Annotated in this window: 16 protein-coding genes; 6 read left to right on the top strand and 10 right to left on the bottom strand. The window is 32.5% G+C overall.

What is annotated here, in order from left to right; genetic code table 11:
* The first annotated feature begins 8 nt into the window (after nucleotides 1-8).
* Entirely contained in the window at nucleotides 9-905 is an 897-nt protein-coding gene (xerD, locus tag ACIQ2J_RS02760) for a site-specific tyrosine recombinase XerD (protein ID WP_396166408.1), read from the top strand.
* Nucleotides 906-962: 57 nt separating this feature from the next.
* Here xerD and rny read toward each other — a convergent pair whose 3' ends face one another.
* The 3 genes from rny to ACIQ2J_RS02775 form a co-directional block, all read right to left on the bottom strand.
* Nucleotides 963-2,525, bottom strand: coding sequence for a ribonuclease Y (rny, locus tag ACIQ2J_RS02765; RefSeq protein WP_396166410.1), 1,563 nt, complete (start codon nucleotides 2,523-2,525; stop codon nucleotides 963-965).
* A 226-nt stretch (nucleotides 2,526-2,751) separates the two neighbouring features.
* Nucleotides 2,752-3,042, bottom strand: a complete 291-nt coding sequence (locus ACIQ2J_RS02770; protein ID WP_396166412.1) for a cell division protein ZapA — start codon at nucleotides 3,040-3,042, stop codon at nucleotides 2,752-2,754.
* A 4-nt stretch (nucleotides 3,043-3,046) separates the two neighbouring features.
* Nucleotides 3,047-3,337 (bottom strand): hypothetical protein, encoded by a 291-nt coding sequence (locus ACIQ2J_RS02775; RefSeq protein ID WP_396166416.1) that lies wholly within the window; start codon nucleotides 3,335-3,337, stop codon nucleotides 3,047-3,049.
* Between the two features lie 193 nt (nucleotides 3,338-3,530).
* On the opposite strand from ACIQ2J_RS02775, the gene ACIQ2J_RS02780 reads away from it, so the two are divergent.
* The 4 genes from ACIQ2J_RS02780 to ACIQ2J_RS02795 are packed head-to-tail and all read left to right on the top strand — an operon-like array spanning nucleotide 3,531 to nucleotide 9,109.
* The gene (locus tag ACIQ2J_RS02780; protein ID WP_396166418.1) at nucleotides 3,531-5,219 is read left to right on the top strand and encodes a M23 family metallopeptidase; all 1,689 of its coding nucleotides are present in this window, start codon (nucleotides 3,531-3,533) and stop codon (nucleotides 5,217-5,219) included.
* Nucleotides 5,220-5,229: 10 nt separating this feature from the next.
* Entirely contained in the window at nucleotides 5,230-7,698 is a 2,469-nt protein-coding gene (locus ACIQ2J_RS02785; protein ID WP_396166420.1) for a TonB-dependent receptor, read from the top strand.
* Complete coding sequence (locus ACIQ2J_RS02790) at nucleotides 7,699-8,358, top strand: hypothetical protein (RefSeq protein ID WP_396166422.1); 660 nt, start codon at nucleotides 7,699-7,701, stop codon at nucleotides 8,356-8,358.
* Nucleotides 8,359-8,377: 19 nt separating this feature from the next.
* Complete coding sequence (locus tag ACIQ2J_RS02795; protein WP_396166424.1) at nucleotides 8,378-9,109, top strand: hypothetical protein; 732 nt, start codon at nucleotides 8,378-8,380, stop codon at nucleotides 9,107-9,109.
* Here ACIQ2J_RS02795 and ACIQ2J_RS02800 read toward each other — a convergent pair.
* The 7 genes from ACIQ2J_RS02800 to ACIQ2J_RS02830 form a co-directional block, all read right to left on the bottom strand.
* Nucleotides 9,106-9,807 carry a hypothetical protein gene (locus ACIQ2J_RS02800; protein WP_396166427.1) on the bottom strand — a complete coding sequence of 234 codons (702 nt, stop codon included), beginning with the start codon at nucleotides 9,805-9,807 and terminating at the stop codon, nucleotides 9,106-9,108. The two genes, ACIQ2J_RS02795 and ACIQ2J_RS02800, sit on opposite strands and share 4 nt — an antisense overlap.
* Nucleotides 9,807-11,654 carry an ABC transporter ATP-binding protein gene (locus tag ACIQ2J_RS02805; protein WP_396166429.1) on the bottom strand — a complete coding sequence of 616 codons (1,848 nt, stop codon included), beginning with the start codon at nucleotides 11,652-11,654 and terminating at the stop codon, nucleotides 9,807-9,809. Before ACIQ2J_RS02805 ends, ACIQ2J_RS02800 begins: the two co-directional genes overlap by 1 nt.
* Nucleotides 11,638-12,690 carry a YhcG family protein gene (locus ACIQ2J_RS02810; RefSeq protein ID WP_396166432.1) on the bottom strand — a complete coding sequence of 351 codons (1,053 nt, stop codon included), beginning with the start codon at nucleotides 12,688-12,690 and terminating at the stop codon, nucleotides 11,638-11,640. The genes ACIQ2J_RS02805 and ACIQ2J_RS02810 overlap by 17 nt, the downstream gene beginning before the upstream one ends.
* A complete protein-coding gene (locus ACIQ2J_RS02815) occupies nucleotides 12,691-14,418 on the bottom strand; it encodes a phospho-sugar mutase (RefSeq protein ID WP_396166434.1) in 1,728 nt (575 codons plus the stop codon).
* A 135-nt stretch (nucleotides 14,419-14,553) separates the two neighbouring features.
* Nucleotides 14,554-15,042 (bottom strand): ORF6N domain-containing protein, encoded by a 489-nt coding sequence (locus ACIQ2J_RS02820; protein WP_396166436.1) that lies wholly within the window; start codon nucleotides 15,040-15,042, stop codon nucleotides 14,554-14,556.
* Nucleotides 15,043-15,120: 78 nt separating this feature from the next.
* Nucleotides 15,121-16,080, bottom strand: coding sequence for a glycosyltransferase family 2 protein (locus tag ACIQ2J_RS02825; RefSeq protein WP_396166438.1), 960 nt, complete (start codon nucleotides 16,078-16,080; stop codon nucleotides 15,121-15,123).
* Nucleotides 16,081-16,085: 5 nt separating this feature from the next.
* On the bottom strand, nucleotides 16,086-16,625 hold the full coding sequence (locus ACIQ2J_RS02830; protein WP_396166441.1) for a DUF4199 domain-containing protein: 540 nt from the start codon (nucleotides 16,623-16,625) through the stop codon (nucleotides 16,086-16,088).
* A 224-nt stretch (nucleotides 16,626-16,849) separates the two neighbouring features.
* Here ACIQ2J_RS02830 and ACIQ2J_RS02835 point away from each other — a divergent pair, with 224 nt between their 5' ends.
* Nucleotides 16,850-17,101 carry a type B 50S ribosomal protein L31 gene (locus ACIQ2J_RS02835; protein WP_396166445.1) on the top strand — a complete coding sequence of 84 codons (252 nt, stop codon included), beginning with the start codon at nucleotides 16,850-16,852 and terminating at the stop codon, nucleotides 17,099-17,101.
* Nucleotides 17,102-17,192: the final 91 nt, after the last annotated feature.

Raw genomic sequence — 17,192 nt, forward strand, 5'->3', positions numbered from 1 at the left:
TTGTTTTCATGAATTGGAACACCTTTATTAAAAGTTATCAATCGTATCTCAAAATTGAAAGAGGGTTATCTAAAAATACTATAGATAATTATTCTTTAGATATAGAACGGCTTTGTATGTATTTAGAAGTAAATGCTATAACAGTTTCTCCTATTAAAATTTCCGAAGAAGCCATTCAGCAATTCATTTACTCGGTTTCCAAAGAGGTAAATGCTCGTTCGCAAGCGAGAATAATTTCGGGATTAAAAAGCTTTTTTTCTTATTTAATTTTTGAAGATTACCGAACCGATAATCCAATGGAATTAATAGAATCCCCGCGATTAGGTAGAAAATTACCGGATACTCTTTCAATAGAGGATATTGATAATTTAATTGCGGCCATTGATTTATCGAAACCTGAAGGCGAACGCAATAGAGCTATCCTAGAAACTCTATATGGTTGTGGTTTACGAGTTTCCGAATTGGTAACTCTAAAAATATCCGATTTGTTTTTTGATGAAGGTTTTATAAAAATCACAGGAAAAGGAAATAAACAACGTTTTGTGCCAATAAGCAACGTTACACAGAAATTCATACTCTTGTATAAAAATTTAATTCGGAGTCATCTTGTGGTTCAAAAAGGGCATGAGGATACACTTTTTTTAAACCGTCGTGGGAAACAACTTACAAGAGCAATGATTTTCACGATAATCAAAGACCTGGCAGTTGCTATTAATCTAAATAAAGTTATAAGTCCCCACACGCTAAGGCATTCCTTTGCGACTCATTTGCTTGAAAACGGCGCCGATTTACGTTCTATTCAATTGCTTTTAGGACATGAGTCGATAACTACTACTGAAATTTATGTGCATTTAGATAGAAAACATTTGACGCAAATAGTAAATACATACCATCCTAGAAAATAAAAAAAAAGCTTGTCGGTTAGGACAAGCTTTCAATTTTATAGTAATAGCTTTCGCAAATTATTTCGCAATATTTACAGCTCTAGTTTCTCTAATTACTGTAATTTTCACTTGACCCGGGTAGGTCATTTCGGTTTGAATTTTTTGAGATATTTCAAATGATAAACTAGAAGCCATATCGTCACTGACTTTTTCACTTTCTACAATAACACGTAGTTCACGACCCGCCTGAATAGCGTAGGCGTTTTTAACACCATTAAATCCAAAAGCAATTTCTTCTAAATCTTTCAAACGTTGGATATACGAATCCAATACTTGACGACGAGCGCCTGGTCTTGCACCTGAAATAGCATCACAAACTTGAATGATTGGAGAAATTAAATATTTCATTTCAATCTCATCGTGGTGGGCTCCAATTGCATTACAAACTTCTTCTTTTTCACCATATTTTTCAGCCCATTGCATACCTAATAATGCGTGAGGTAAATCGCTTTCTGCATCGGGCACTTTACCAATATCGTGAAGTAATCCAGCACGTTTAGCAAGTTTTACGTTCAAGCCTAATTCAGCCGCCATAATTCCACAAAGTTTAGATACTTCGCGCGAGTGTTGCAATAAATTCTGACCATAAGAAGAACGGTATTTCATTCTACCAATAGTTTTTATCAATTCTGGATGTAAACCGTGAATTCCTAAATCGATAACAGTTCGTTTACCAACTTCGATGATTTCATCATCAATTTGTTTGGTAGTTTTAGCAACTACTTCTTCAATTCTAGCTGGGTGAATACGGCCATCAGTTACTAATTTATGTAACGAAAGACGTGCAATTTCTCTTCTAACAGGATCAAAACAAGAAAGTATAATTGCTTCTGGAGTATCATCTACAATGATTTCAACACCGGTTGCAGCTTCTAGGGCACGGATATTTCTTCCTTCACGACCAATAATTCTACCTTTAACATCATCCGATTCGATATTGAAAACCGAAACGCAATTTTCTACTGCTTCTTCGGTTCCAACGCGTTGAATGGTACTGATGATTATTTTTTTAGCTTCTTGTTGTGCCGTTAGTTTTGACTCTTCAATAGTTTCTTGAATGTGCGCCATTGCCTTAGTCTTGGCTTCTGCTTTAAGGCTTTCTACCAATTGTTCTCTAGCATCATCAGCAGAAAGGCCTGAAATAACTTCCAGTTGTACTACTTGACTTTTGTGCATTTTTTCAACTTCTTGTTGCTTCTTATCTAATATTTCAAGCTTAGATTCGTATTCCGTGGTCTTAGCCTCATAGTCGTCATTAACTTTTTTAGCCTTAGATAATTCGCTTGAAATTTGAGATTCTTTGTCTCTAATTCGTTTTTCTACTTCAGCCATTTTTTTATCTTTCGTTAAAATGTCTTTTTCGTGTTCTGATTTTAATTCCAGAAACTTCTCTTTGGCTTGTAATAATTTATCCTTTTTAATGTTTTCGCCTTCTAGATTAGCATCCTTCAAAATAGAAGCTGCTTCTTTTTTAGCATTTTTTAATAAATTGGATACATTGCTTTTTTCCAATACTTTGGAAATTGCTATTCCGCCTACTATTCCGCCTACTATTCCGATAATTATTGATACTATGTCCATGGTTTGTTTGAAAAAATTTATATATAAAAAAACCTACATTAATTGCTTGTATAAACTCGTAAAGACAAGTTTTGAGCTAACTCGCTGTTCAAGTTTCCCACATAAAGAGGGCATACTATAGAAGCGACGATTCACTCATTTTAATTTGTTAGTGTTGAGTTTACCAAAAATGAACTAATGTAGGCAGTATTTTTAGCTTATTTAAAAGAACGTTTTTTTTTGTAATTTATTTGAGATATTGGTCTAATAATTCATTAATTTTTGTTAATCGCTCTATTGATTCAGAACCATCAATGGCATTATCCACTTTTTTTTGTTCCAATTGAGAAGCAAATTGTAGCGCGCACATGGCTAAAACATCTTGCTTGTCACGAACAGCATAATTTTCTTCAAATTGCTTTATCATTACATCAATCTTCTTAGAAGCGCTTCGCATTCCTTCTTCTTGCGACATGTCTACCGTTAACGGGTAAACTCTGTCGGCAATTGATATTTTAATTTTAAGCTTTTCATTCATAGTTTTAATCTGCTATCTGTGCTATACAGTAATCAATTTCCCGAATTAATGAATTTATTTTAAGCTTCGTATCTCTTTTATAATCTTCACTGCCCAGCAGAGAATTTGTTATTTTTAAGGTCTCCATATCTTTCTTTAGCGTTTCTAAAACTAAATTTTGATTTTGCAGAGAAGCCACAGAAATGGTAATTTCTTTTTGTAACGCTTGATTTTTTTGTTCTAAACTATTTATTTTAATAAACAATTTTTGAATTTTATTTTCAAGAGTATCCATTATTTCTGTAATTTCACTCATCTATAACAGTATTCTATACTTAATCTTACAAATTTATAATTCCTATTCTATTAAAGCAATATTTTTAACGAAAAAAAATATTTATTTTTTTGTAAGGAGATAACATTTTGTAAAATAGGTAGTTAAAAATTACTTTTTTTGAAGATTTTTTTATATCTTCAGTAATCTATATTTTTGCTAAAATCCATTTTCTATGAGATATTTTCTTTGTTTTTACTTAATGTCGTTAGTTTGTTTGGGTCAAAATCAGTATCCTAAAGATTTTTTTACACTGCCTTTGGAAATTCCAATGCAATTGTCGGGAAATTTTGGAGAACTTCGCCCCAACCATTTTCATGCAGGCTTTGATTTTAAAACCAATCAACGGGAAGGACTAAATGTTCATGCTGCAGCCGAGGGTTATGTTTCTCGTATAAAAATTTCAACTGCAGGTTATGGAAAAGCAATTTATATTACGCATCCCAATGGGTATACCACTGTTTATGGGCATTTACAAAAAGCAGTTGGTGTCCTTCAAGATAAAATTGAAGAATTGCAATATTCTGGAAAGAGTTATGAGATAGAGGCATTTTTTAAACCTAATGAATTACCTGTTAAGAAAGGTCAGATAATTGCTTTGTCCGGAAATACAGGTGGATCGGAAGGGCCACATCTTCATTTTGAATTTAGAGATAATAAAACCGAAAAAATAATCAACCCATTATTTTTTGGATTGGATTTAAAAGATACCAAAAAACCTATTGTATCCTCTCTTTTAGTTTATCCCATAGATGCTAACTCTACAGCCAATGAATCTAAAATCCCCGTGATGTTGAATTTATCTTTGCAAAAAGACGGCACGTATCTTTCAGAGAAAGTGTTAGCAACGGGTAGAATCGGTTTCGGAATTAATACTGTAGATTGGGACGATGTTTCCTATAATGCCAACGGAACCTATAAAACACAATTAATTTCAAATGGCATTCCTGTTTTTGGATATCAATTGGATCAGATGGTTTTTGACGAAGCTCGTTCTGTAAATGCCTTTATTGATTATTATAGATATAAAAAAACGCACCAAAGAGTTCAGAAATTATTCATGAAATATCCTTATAATTGGAGTAATATCTATCAGAATGTCGATAACGGAATTTACAATGTCATTCCAAATTTTACTGGTTTGGGACGCATTGAAGTTTCTGATTTTTTTCAGAATAAAACTATAATTTCTATACCAATTCAGTATTCTAACCAAGCAGCAATTGTTTTGAATCCAATAAAACCTACCAAATATTTTGTAAAGGCCAAAGTAGATGCCAATTTTGAAAAAGAGAACTTTTCGGTTTCTTTTCCTGCAGGAACTTTTTACGACGATTTTTATTTGAATTTTGATGTAAAAAACAACGTTTTGTACCTGCACGACGACACAGTCCCTGCAAATTCTAACTTTACAATAACTGTAGAAGATACAAATTCAAGCGAAGAGGACAAGAAAAAAATGTTTCTTGCTTCGTTAAATGGAAAAAAATGGACCTACAATGCAACAAAACTAGTTGGTACTACGTTTACTTGTAGAACCAAAACATTAGGACAGTTCACTTTGATGAAAGATACCAATGCACCAACTATTAAAATCGCAAAAAGTATAGAAGACAAATGGATTACCAGTCAAAAAAGTGTAAGTCTTACTATTTCGGACGATTTTTCGGGTGTAAAAACCTACAATGGCTACCTTAATGATGTTTGGGTTTTGTTCGAATACGAGCCGAAACTAAATAAAATCACGCATGTTTTTAAGGATAATCTACTATTAGAGGGCGCCAATAAATTGAAAGTGATAGTTACTGATAATGTAGGAAATTCTACTATCTTTGAAACGCAATTTAATAGAAGTCAAAAATAATACAATCCTTTTGAAAACAAGAAACAAAGTTTTATCGCTGCTTTTTTTTCTAATTAGTGCAGTGGTAGTTGCTCAAAACGCAAAAGTTACCGGCATCGTTTTAGATGAAAACAAGAATCCAGTTGAAGGTGTTAATGTTAGTTACCAAAGCAAATCCTCGGTAACTAATTCCAATGGTTTTTATGTAATAGAAATCCCTTCCAATCAAAAAGTAGTTTTGGTTTACACCCATGTTTCATTAAAAAGTATTACCGCTACTTTTCAATTAAAACCCAAAGAAGTATTGGATTATAATCCGATAATGAACGGGAAAAACGAACAACTAGAAGACGTTGTAATTACTAGTAGCAGAAAGCGAGTACAAGGAATTATTAGCATTGATACAGATGTGATTCGAAGAGTCCCTAGTTTGTCGGGTGGGGTAGAAGGCATCATAAAAACCTTGCAGGGAGTAACTTCCAATACCGAATTGAGTTCACAATATTCAGTTCGTGGTGGAAACTACGACGAGAATTTAGTTTATGTAAATGAAATTGAAATTTACCGTCCGTTTTTAGTGCGTTCAGGGCAACAAGAAGGATTGAGTTTTACCAATACCGATTTAATTCAGAATATTGATTTTTCTGCAGGAGGTTTTCAATCAAAATATGGCGATAAAATGTCTTCTGTTTTGGATATTACTTATAGAAAACCAACCAAATTTGGTGCCTCTATGGAAGCCAGTATGTTAGGGGGAAGTGTTTCTGCCGAAGGAATTTCTAAAAATAAAAAATGGAGTGTCATTACAGGTATTCGCTATCGCGACAACTCTCTTTTGGTAAATAGCCAAGAAACACAATCCAATTACAGACCTACCTTTGCGGATATTCAAACGAATATTAATTTCAATGCCAATAAAAAATTACAGTTTAGTTTCTTAGGAAATATCTCACAAAATAAATACAATTACCAACCTTTAACACGTCAAACTAATTTTGGAACATTGAGTAATCCTATTGCGCTTCAAATATTTTACGAAGGGCAAGAGAAAGACCAATACCAAACGTATTTTGGAGCATTCAAAACCAATTATGTTGCGAACAAAACGAGTACATACAAAGTCATTGCTTCGGCATACCATACCCAAGAACAAGAGCATTACGATATTGATGCTGCCTATTATTTAGGGGAAGTGGATACCAATATTGGTTCGGAAACTTTCGGAAATGTAACGTACAATCGCGCTATCGGTTCGCAATTGAACCATGCACGAAATGATTTGGATGCTGTAATTTTCAATGGAGAAGTAAAAGGAAATCACAATTTCAAGAAGAAATTCCAAATCGAGTGGGGACTGAAATACACCCACGAAAGTATTCGTGACCGCATTGTAGAATGGGAAGCACTGAATGATTCTGGTTTCAATGTGAATCCACCGAGCGTTCCGCCAAGAGACGATCCGTATCCGCCTGCGTATTCAGGGCCATTAGTTCCTTATCAAAATGTGAGAGCGTTGAATTTTGTAAATATCAATAGATTTTCGGGTTATGCCCAATGGAGTACTAAAACTAATTTAGGCGACAACCAATTGTGGTTAAATGCTGGAGTTAGAGCACAAAATTGGTTGGTTTCTGGGGATGCTATTTCCGATGCCAAAAGCCAAACCGTCTTTAGTCCTAGGGCTCAAGTTTCTTTAAAACCCGATTGGAAAAAAGACATGCTTTTCCGTTTTTCAACAGGATTTTATTACCAACCACCATTTTACAGAGAATTACGCGATCAATATGGAGCAGTAAATCCGAATGTTAAAGCCCAAAAATCAATACATTTTGTGTTGAGCAACGACTATAATTTCAAAATGTGGAACCGACCATTTAAGTTGGTAAGTGAGGCCTATTATAAAACAATGAGTGATGTAAATACTTACACTTTAGAAAACGTGAGAATACGTTACCGTGCCAATAATGATGCTGTTGCCTATGCTTACGGATTTGATTGTAGATTGAATGGTGCTTTTGTTCCAGGAACCGAATCGTGGCTTAGTTTTGGATACATGAAAACCGAAGAAAACCAAGATGGTAGAGGCTATATTGCTCGTCCAACCGACCAACGATTGAAATTCGGAATCTTATTTCAAGATTATATGCCCAACATTCCTAATGTGAAATTGTATTTGAATTTAACTTACAATACTGGTTTGCCAGGAGGTTCTCCTTCTTATGCAGATGCATACCAATACCAAAGTCGTTTGCGCGATTACCGTCGTGCCGATGTTGGATTTTCGTATTTATTTACTGAAAAAAATAACGAACGTCCCGAAGGACATTGGTTGAAAAAATTCAACGATTTGTCTCTTGGTTTTGAAATTTATAATTTGTTCAACAACCAAAATGCAATTACCAATACTTGGGTTCGTGATGCCTATTCTAAGAGTCAATATGGAATTCCGAATTACATGACGACACGAGTTTTTAATATAAAATTGACTGCGAGATTGTAAATGCAGTATCATAAAAAACATAGAAAAATATTTTATGTCCCTGGAATGATTTCTTTGGTGGTTTTGCCAATGATGTTTTGTTGGTTTATATTTTCCAGGAATTATTTAAAAGAATATGGGTCAATAAATTATGCAATTGATGAAGCGTATTGTAATAAAATTATAAAGGAAACTCCAAAACTCATTTTGCGAAATAATTCATTGTATGAATTTGATTCATCAATTGAACGAGATTCGATTAAGTTACTTCAATTTCAATTTGATTTAAGAAAATTACATAATTCTAATGACTCTATAAATGGCATTAAAATTCATTTAGGAAAGCATATGAATTATGATGTTTTTATTCGTTTGTTGGATATTATAAATATAGAGAAAACAAATACTTATTATCAAATGCAGAATGATTTGTATATTTTAGGTAATATAAAAAGACACCTAAAGAGTAATGAAAAGAGAGGGTATTTATGTTGCTACGCTGATGCTAATAATGAATTTTTTGCTGAAAAAGAAAGAAAATTAAAATTTGAATTATTCATTAAACTTTTAAAACAGAATAAGACTATTTTATTTGCTTTTTTAGGTATAGTGATTCTTAATGTTTTTATCACATTTAAATTTAATAGAAATAGAAAATACATTCAAAAATCATATCTTTGATAATCAAAATTAGTTTCCAATGAAAAACATAACCAAATATATCGTTCTTTCAGTCGTTGCACTTTTAGTGAGTTGCAAACAAGAAAAAGAAACACCAAAAGTTTCTTACGATACCAACGCTAAAGCAAAACCAGTTGCTAAAACGGATGCGTCTTCTATAAAAGTTGCTGATTTACCAATTAATTTCAGCGGAACCAATATCCTAATCCATCCAATTGGGGATTTGAGTATTTACAGTAGAGAGAAAAATGTTGCTTATGATTCTTCCTCACGAGGCGAATCGCAACAAAGTTTTGCAGTTTCCGATAACAGAGAATTTGAAATTACGGGTTATTTACAAAATATTAAATTCCAAGAGATAGGAAAAGATTCTATTAAAGCCTTAACGGATAAGCAAATTTTGATTGAAACGGCCACTTATTTGAAAAATACTGCCGACAAAACTAAGAAACAATTTTTGGTTTATACTCTAGCCGATGCCGATACCAATAAGGACGGAAAAATGGACAGTAACGATATTAAAACGCTTTATATTAGTACCATTCAAGGAGAAAATTTCACCAAATTGTCACAAGATTTTCAAGAGTTAATCAATTGGAATTGTATGGAATCTACCTCTAGATTGTATTTCAGAACTATAGAAGACATCAATAAAAACGGTGCTTTTGATAAAGAGGACAAAGTGCATTACCATTATTTGGACTTACTTTCAAAAGAATGGAAAGTGCAGGAGTATTTTCCGGTGAACTAAATTAAAATATCACTTTCCAAATCGGATTTTTCTATTTCAAAATCAAAATCCAATTTCGAAACTAATTCAATAACTAATTTCTTGTACCAGTTTTCTGATTTTGGATGGATGTAAATTTTTTCAATCAATTGGTTGAGGTCTACATTAATCTTTAAACCATCGTTGATTTTGATATCTTTATCATTTAAATCCGATAGAATTCGAACTTCCCTTTCGTATTGGAAACTTTTTCGTTTAAACAAAAAGGGAAAAAACATATCGTCAAACGGAATGTATTCTTTTTTGTAATCAATATAATTTACTTCACCTATATATTGATTAAATTCCTTTTCTGTTTGCAGTGCTTTTTGCAACCTTCCAATGGTAGATTGAATGGCTATGCCTTCACTATTTTGGGTAAATATTTGCCACATGGCAAACGATTCGTATTCGTTAATGTGCCAACTACTAACTACTACTTTTTCTCTGTGGGATTTATAAAAATCTAAAAACTCCGGATTGTTTACCGATAATTTTTTTATTTCTTCAAAAGTAGGTTCGCTAAAAGTCCCTTCGTATTGGTCTTCAAATTTATCCGAACGGGACATGAACAATTTTTTGGATATCAGTAAATCCAAAAATTTTGACAAATCCAAATACTTCCAAACTATCGTGTTGGCATCTTCAGGAAGTGTAATATTTGGATTGTTGGTATACATTATTCAAAACTTTGCATCAGTACCAATTTAGAATAAGTGCCATTAATTGCTAATAATTCGTCGTGGGTACCTTGCTCTACAATCTCACCACGGTGCATTACCACAATTTTATCTGCTTTTTGGATGGTTGAAAGACGGTGCGCAATAACAATAGAAGTTCTATTTTGCATCATGTTTTCTAACGCCACCTGAACGAATTTTTCACTTTCGGTATCCAATGCCGAAGTAGCTTCGTCCAAAATCATAATTGGTGGATTTTTCAAAACTGCACGAGCAATATTCAAACGTTGTTTTTGTCCACCTGAAAGTTTGTTTCCAGCATCGCCAATGTTGGTATAGATTCCGTTTGGTAAATCTTGTACAAATTCATAAGCATTAGCCACTTTCAATGCATCCAAAATTTCCTCATCGGTAGCATTTTCTTTTCCGATAAGAATATTATTTTTGATAGTATCGTTAAATAAAATCGAATCTTGCGTCACTAAACCTAGCAAGTGACGAAGAGAATTCATCGTCATGTCTTTAATATCGATGCCATCAATTTTTATGGTGCCTTCTTGAACATCATAAAAACGAGTCAACAAATTAGCAATGGTACTTTTTCCGCTACCCGATTGTCCAACCAATGCAACTGTTTTCCCTTTACGAACTTGTAAAGAAAAATTCTTTAATACGTTTTCTTCTTCGTATTTGAAATTAATATTTTCAATAGTAATATCCGTATCAAAAGATGCTTTTACAATAGCATTTGGTTTATCGGTAATAGCGTTTTCAACTTCTAAAACTTCAAAAACGCGTTGCGCTGCCGCCATGCCACTTTTCACCGAATAGGTTGCTTTTGAAATAGCTTTTGCAGGAGTTAAGATATTGTAGGCCAGTCCCATATAGGCTAAAAATTGTGCGCCTTCTAAAATTGCTTTCCCGTTAGGAAGAGTATCTACAAGAACCATATTTCCACCAAACCATAACAGTACGGCAATTACAATTATTCCCATAAACTCACTAAATGGAGAGGCTAAATTGTTCTTTCTGCCAATGCTGTTGGATAATTTTAATAGTCTATCCACTGATTCATTAAATCTTTTCTTGAAACTATTTTCGGCATTATAACTTTTAACCACTTTTAATCCGGAAAGACTTTCTTCTACTATGGAGATTAAATAACCTCCTTCGTATTGTAGTTTTTGAGATTTGGACTTTAAAGATTTACCAATTAAAGAAATGATATACCCCGATATAGGAATGAAAATAAATACAAAAATGGTTAATTTCACACTAATAGCAAACATTGCTGCAATGGTGAAAATAATTGTCATTGGTTCTTTTACAATTAATTCTAAGATGGAAAAAAAGGAATTTTGAACTTCCCCTACATCTCCTAGCATCCTAGCCATTATATCTCCTTTTCTTTTTTCTGAATAATAAGAAATGGGCAAATCGATAATTTTGTTATACATCGTATTTCGTAAATCTTTTAAAACACCATTTTTTAAATGCATTAAATGATTGGATGCTAAATAATTAAATAAATTTTTAAGCAAAAAGGTAATAATAATAAGCACTACAACTAGAAGTAAGGCATATTGTGGGCCATTATTTTTTTCTAATTCAGTAATGTAAAAATAAAGGTATTGCTTTGCAAACGTCGGTATTTCCCAAATGGTAGTGTAAGTTGGTTTTTCGGTTATTTTTTCTGCTTGCGCAAACAATACTTGCATCATCGGAATTAAAGCGATGAAAGACAACGTACTAAACAAAGCATATAAAATATTGTAAACCACATTCCACACCACATGGAATTTATAAGGTTTTATAAAAGGAAATATTTTCTTAAGATTTTCGTCCATTAGTTTGGGTTTTATTTTCGGCTATTGCAATTGCTTTTTCAAGTTTTTCTAATAACAATTGTTTTTCAGGTAATTGAGTTAAGTATTCTGCTACTTTGATTTGTTCGTTATTATCAAGAGTCAAGTAATTTATTTGTTCTGGTGATTTTTCGCTACATAATATTAGTCCGATTGGTTTATTTTCCCCATCTTTTTGTTCATTATGTTCCAGCCATTTAAGATAAAGTTCCATCTGGCCTTTATAACCTGCTTTAAATTTGCCTAGTTTTAAATCTATAGCAATTAAACTTTTTAATCCTCTGTGGAAAAAAAGTAAATCTATATAATAATCTTCATTATCTATAATTATTCTTTTTTGACGAGCAAGAAATGCAAATTCACTTCCCATTTCTGTAATAAAATATTGCAGTTGCGCCAGAATAGTGCTTTCTAAATCTTTTTCGGAATACGAATCGTGTAATCCTAAAAAATCTAATATATAAGGGTCTCTAAATGTTAAATCGGGTGTGATTTGTTGTTTTGATTTTAACTGTTCTAATTCATTTAAAATAGTTTCTTCTGGTTTCTTACTTATTGCAGTTCGTTCAAAAAGCAAACTATCTATCCTTTCTTGCAAAGTTCTAACACTCCATCTTTCATGGATTGCTATTTGTATGTAAAATTCTCTCTTAATTGAATTTTCTATATAAATAATTGTCCTTAAATGCGTCCAACTCAATTTTGTACTCACTGCGTGCAAAATTGTAATGTCTTCAAAAACAGTGTTTAACTTTATAAAACTTTGTAAATTTCGTTTGTTAAAGCCTGTACCATATAATTCTGTTAATTTTAAACTTAAATCTGGAATAATTTTTTTTCCATAATCAGCGCGATTATTATTTAAAATTTCATCATTAATATTTTTTCCAATTTTCCAATACAATAAGGTTAATTCTTGGTTAACGGTCTTCGCAACATTTTGACGCGTTAAATTTATTAAACTAACTATAGAGTTTAATAAATTAGAAGCATTACTCGTGTTGATTAATTCAGACATTTACTTCAACTGCATGGCAGCAATTATATTTTTAATTTTATCGTCCAATTCTTTTTCAACTTCTGCAGCATTTTCTATAGCATCCAAAGGCGCATTTACACTAAAATAGAATTTTATTTTTGGTTCCGTTCCGCTTGGTCGAGCACAAATTTTAGAGCCATCTTCTAGATAATAAATCAACACATCCGATTTAGGAATATTAATTGGTTCTACTTCTCCAGTAAACCTATTTTTAGCAGTAGCATTTTTGTAATCTTCAATGCATACAACTCGTTCCCCATTAATTTCATCAACTGGATTTTCGCGAAGGCTTACCATCATTTGATTAATTTCTTCCAATCCAGAGATTCCTTTTTTGGTTAAAGAAATTAAATGTTCTTTATAAAATCCGAAATCCACATACAAGTTTAAAAGTTCTTGGTACAAGGAACTGCCTGCCGCTTTGGCTTGTGCTGCAATTTCACATACTAACAAAGTTGCTGCAACAGCATCTTTATCGCGAACTGCATCGCCAACCATAAACCCAAAACTTTCTTCCCCACCACCAATAAATTCCAATTCTGGAAAATCTTTTATGAATTTAGCAATCCATTTAAAACCAGTTAATCCAACTTTACATTCCACATCATAGGCAGCAGCAAGTTCTAGCATCATTGGGGTAGAAACAATAGTAGTTCCAATAAATTGTTTTCCACTAATTTTACCTGCTCTTTTCCATTGTTCTAGTAAGAAAGCCGTCATGACAACCATAGTTTGGTTACCATTTAATAAAGTCATTTTTCCATTGGTATCGCGAACTGCTACACCTAATCTATCCGAATCGGGATCGGTACCAACTACAATATCTCCTCCAATTTTATCTGCTAGAGCCATAGCCATAGATAGGGCTTCCGGTTCTTCTGGATTTGGTGAAATTACAGTAGGAAAATCCCCATCAGGAACTTCTTGTTCTGCAACGATATTCACATCGGTATAACCAGCATTAGCCAAAACTCCAGGAATTGATTTAATCGAAGTTCCATGAAGGGAAGTATATACAATCTTCAAATTTTCTTTAGCTGCAACAGGCGTATTGAAACTTGCATTTTCAATAGTAGATTTTGCAAAAGCAGCATCAACCTCGGTATCTATATATTCAATTAAATTTTCATTTGCATCAAACTTAATATTGTCATACGGAAGCGCCTCAATCACTTGAATAATTTCCGAATCTTGAGGAGGAACTAGTTGTCCACCATCTTGCCAATATACCTTGTAGCCATTGTATTCTGGCGGATTATGAGAAGCCGTCAATACTATTCCTGCATGGCATTTTAAATATTTTAAAGCAAACGATAATTCGGGAGTAGGTCGCATATCCGAAAAAAGATACACCTGAATTCCATTAGCCGAAAAAACATCAGCAACCGTTTTAGCCAAAGTATTGCTATTATGACGACAATCGTAAGCAATCACCACTTTCAAAGCCTCTCCAGGAAAGGATTTTTTAAGATAATCTGAAATTCCTTGGGTGTTTTTTCCCAAGGTATATTTGTTAATTCTATTCGTTCCTGCGCCCATAATTCCGCGCATTCCACCAGTACCAAATTCTAAATTTTTGTAAAAACTTTCTTCTAAGTCTTTAGGCGATTTAGCCATCATTTCGCGAATGGCTTCTTGTGTTTCTTGGTCAAAAGTTGGAGTTAACCATTCGTTTGCTTTGTCCAAAATGTTTTTTTCAAGTTGCATAATTTTTTTTTGAGGCGTGAATTTTTTTTTTTTTTTTTGAAGCTATTCCTGCTATCCGCTCTATCTTTTCTTGCTTTTGAAAAAAAAAGCAAGAAAAGGATGCCGCTTCTATCAGGGCTAAGCCTATTTGTAAACTTATTTTTTGTAATCTATTTTCGTTCTTTCTTTATCGGTATTGTTAGTGTCTTTTTCTACTAGGTAATTTAAGACATTATAAATCTCAGGAAATTGACCTTCTATTTCCATGATTTTATTTTGTAATTCGGAGTAATTCAATGCAAATTGTCGAATTGCTACAAAGGTTCGCATAATTGAAATGTTAATTTCTATTGCTTTATCACTTTTTAAAACACTTGAAAGCATTGCAACGCCTTGTTCTGTGAAGGCAAAAGGCATAAATCTTGTTCCACCTCTGTTTGAGGTCACAATTTGTGACCTCAAACTGTCAAATTCATTTTGAGATAATTCAAACATGAAATCCTTTGGAAATCTATTTAAATTTCTTTTAATGGCTTGTTTAAAAACTTTGGTTTCAATTTCATAAAGCGCTGCCAAATCAAAGTCTAACATAACTTTGCATCCTCTTACTTCATGAATTTTATTTTGAATAACTTCTATTTCCATCTTTTAAAATGTTTAAGGTCGCAATTTGTTACCTTAAAGAATTACTTTTTAGGGTAACACGTATAGTCAGACACTTATTTATAAATTTATTTCCTTGGCAATTTTATACCGTTCTTCATTGTTTTTGGTTCTAAGAATTATTTCTCCCAAAAATCCTGCAAGAAATAATTGCGAACCAATAATCATTGACGTTAATGCAATGTAAAAAAGCGGGTTTTGAGCTACTAAAATAGTAGGTTCATGAAGAACAAAAAGCTTAATTAATTTAAAAACAATGATAAATCCAGTAGATAAAAGTCCGATAATAAACATTAAAACTCCAGCCGCACCAAAAAAGTGCATTGGTCTTTTTCCGTATCGAGACAGAAACCAAATGGTTATTAAATCTAGAAAACCATTAATAAAACGGCTCATTCCAAATTTAGATTCGCCGTATTTTCTAGCTTGATGGATGACTACTTTTTCTCCAATATTACCAAACCCAGCATTTTTTGCCAATACCGGAATATAACGGTGCATTTCGCCCGACACTTCAATATTTTTAATAACAATATTTTTGTAGGCTTTCAATCCGCAATTAAAATCGTTCAAATACACTCCCGAAGTTTTTCGAGCAGCCCAATTGAATAATTTAGAAGGCAGGTTTTTAGTAACCGCATTATCGTAACGCTTCTTTTTCCAACCAGAAACTAAATCATAATTGCCTTTGGTAACCATGTCGTAAAGCTCTGGAATCTCATCTGGACTGTCTTGCAAATCAGCATCCATAGTAATGATTACATCACCTTCAGCCTTGTTGAAGCCAGCATGTAATGCTTGAGATTTACCGTAATTTCTTAAAAAACGAATCCCTTTTACATTGGAATCTTTTAGATTAAGATCCTCTATGATATGCCAAGAATCATCCGTACTTCCATCATCAATAAAGATAACTTCATAGGAATAATGGTTTGCGTTCATGACTTTCACAATCCAAGAATGCAATTCAGGTAACGATTCTTGCTCGTTTAATAATGGGATGATTATGGATAAGTTCATTAAATTTAAAAACTTTGATTAGGATTTTTTTTCACAATTGCGCCAACAAGTAAGGAGTACAACAATCCGAAAAAAGCATACATTGCTATTGTTACTGGAAATACAATATATTGGCTCATGAATTTTTTGGTCATAGAAATCGCCATATCTATTTGTTCAGTAGTCATATTAGGATTCTTTTTAAGAATCTCTGATTTTGTGATTGCAAGCATTTGAGAGGCAAATTCTGGAAATATTAAATTAAATATTAAATTAAAAATAGCATAAATTAAAGCTGCTATAACTGTTATAGAAACACCAATTTTAAGACATTCTGAGAAAGATACTAATCCGTCATTCAATTTTTTGTAATTAGTACAACCTAAAAAGATGAATAAAAATGGTAGAATTAAATAGTTTAATAAATTTATTACTATTCCAAAACTACTTCCAATTAGCTTTTCAATACCTATAATATAGGATATTACAAACTCTAATACCATTATAACACCGAATAATAGACCAAGTTGCAAACCAGATTTAGCTGGTGAAATATTATTTTCCATCTTTTTAAATTAGTTAAAATTAATCTACAAATATACTAATTCCATTATTATTGCTGATTATATAATTCAAATAAAAAAAGTTGTTTAAAGGTTTGATAATTAAAAAATAATTGTATTTTTGCACTCTCAAATAAAAACGAATAATTAAAAGTTGTAGTCAGTTGATACCTTTTCTTTAAAAGCTTCACAACAAACTACCTCATAACAAATAAAAGATTTACACAATGAAACAAGGAATTCACCCAGAAAATTACAGATTAGTTGCTTTTAAAGACATGTCAAACGAAGATGTTTTTATCACTAAATCAACAGTTGAAACTAAAGAAACTATCACTCACGAAGGAATTGAATATCCAGTTTATAAAATGGAGATCTCTAGAACATCGCACCCATTTTACACAGGTAAATCTAAACTTATCGATACTGCAGGACGTATTGATAAATTCAAAACTAAATACGCTAAACACGGTAAATAATATTTTACAGTGTTCAAATTTTATTAAGACCTTTCAATTTATTGGGAGGTTTTTTTATTTACTAAATCTTTGTACTTTTGAACAGGGTTTA

The organism is Flavobacterium sp. (assembly GCF_044357305.1).
GTDB lineage: Bacteria > Bacteroidota > Bacteroidia > Flavobacteriales > Flavobacteriaceae > Flavobacterium.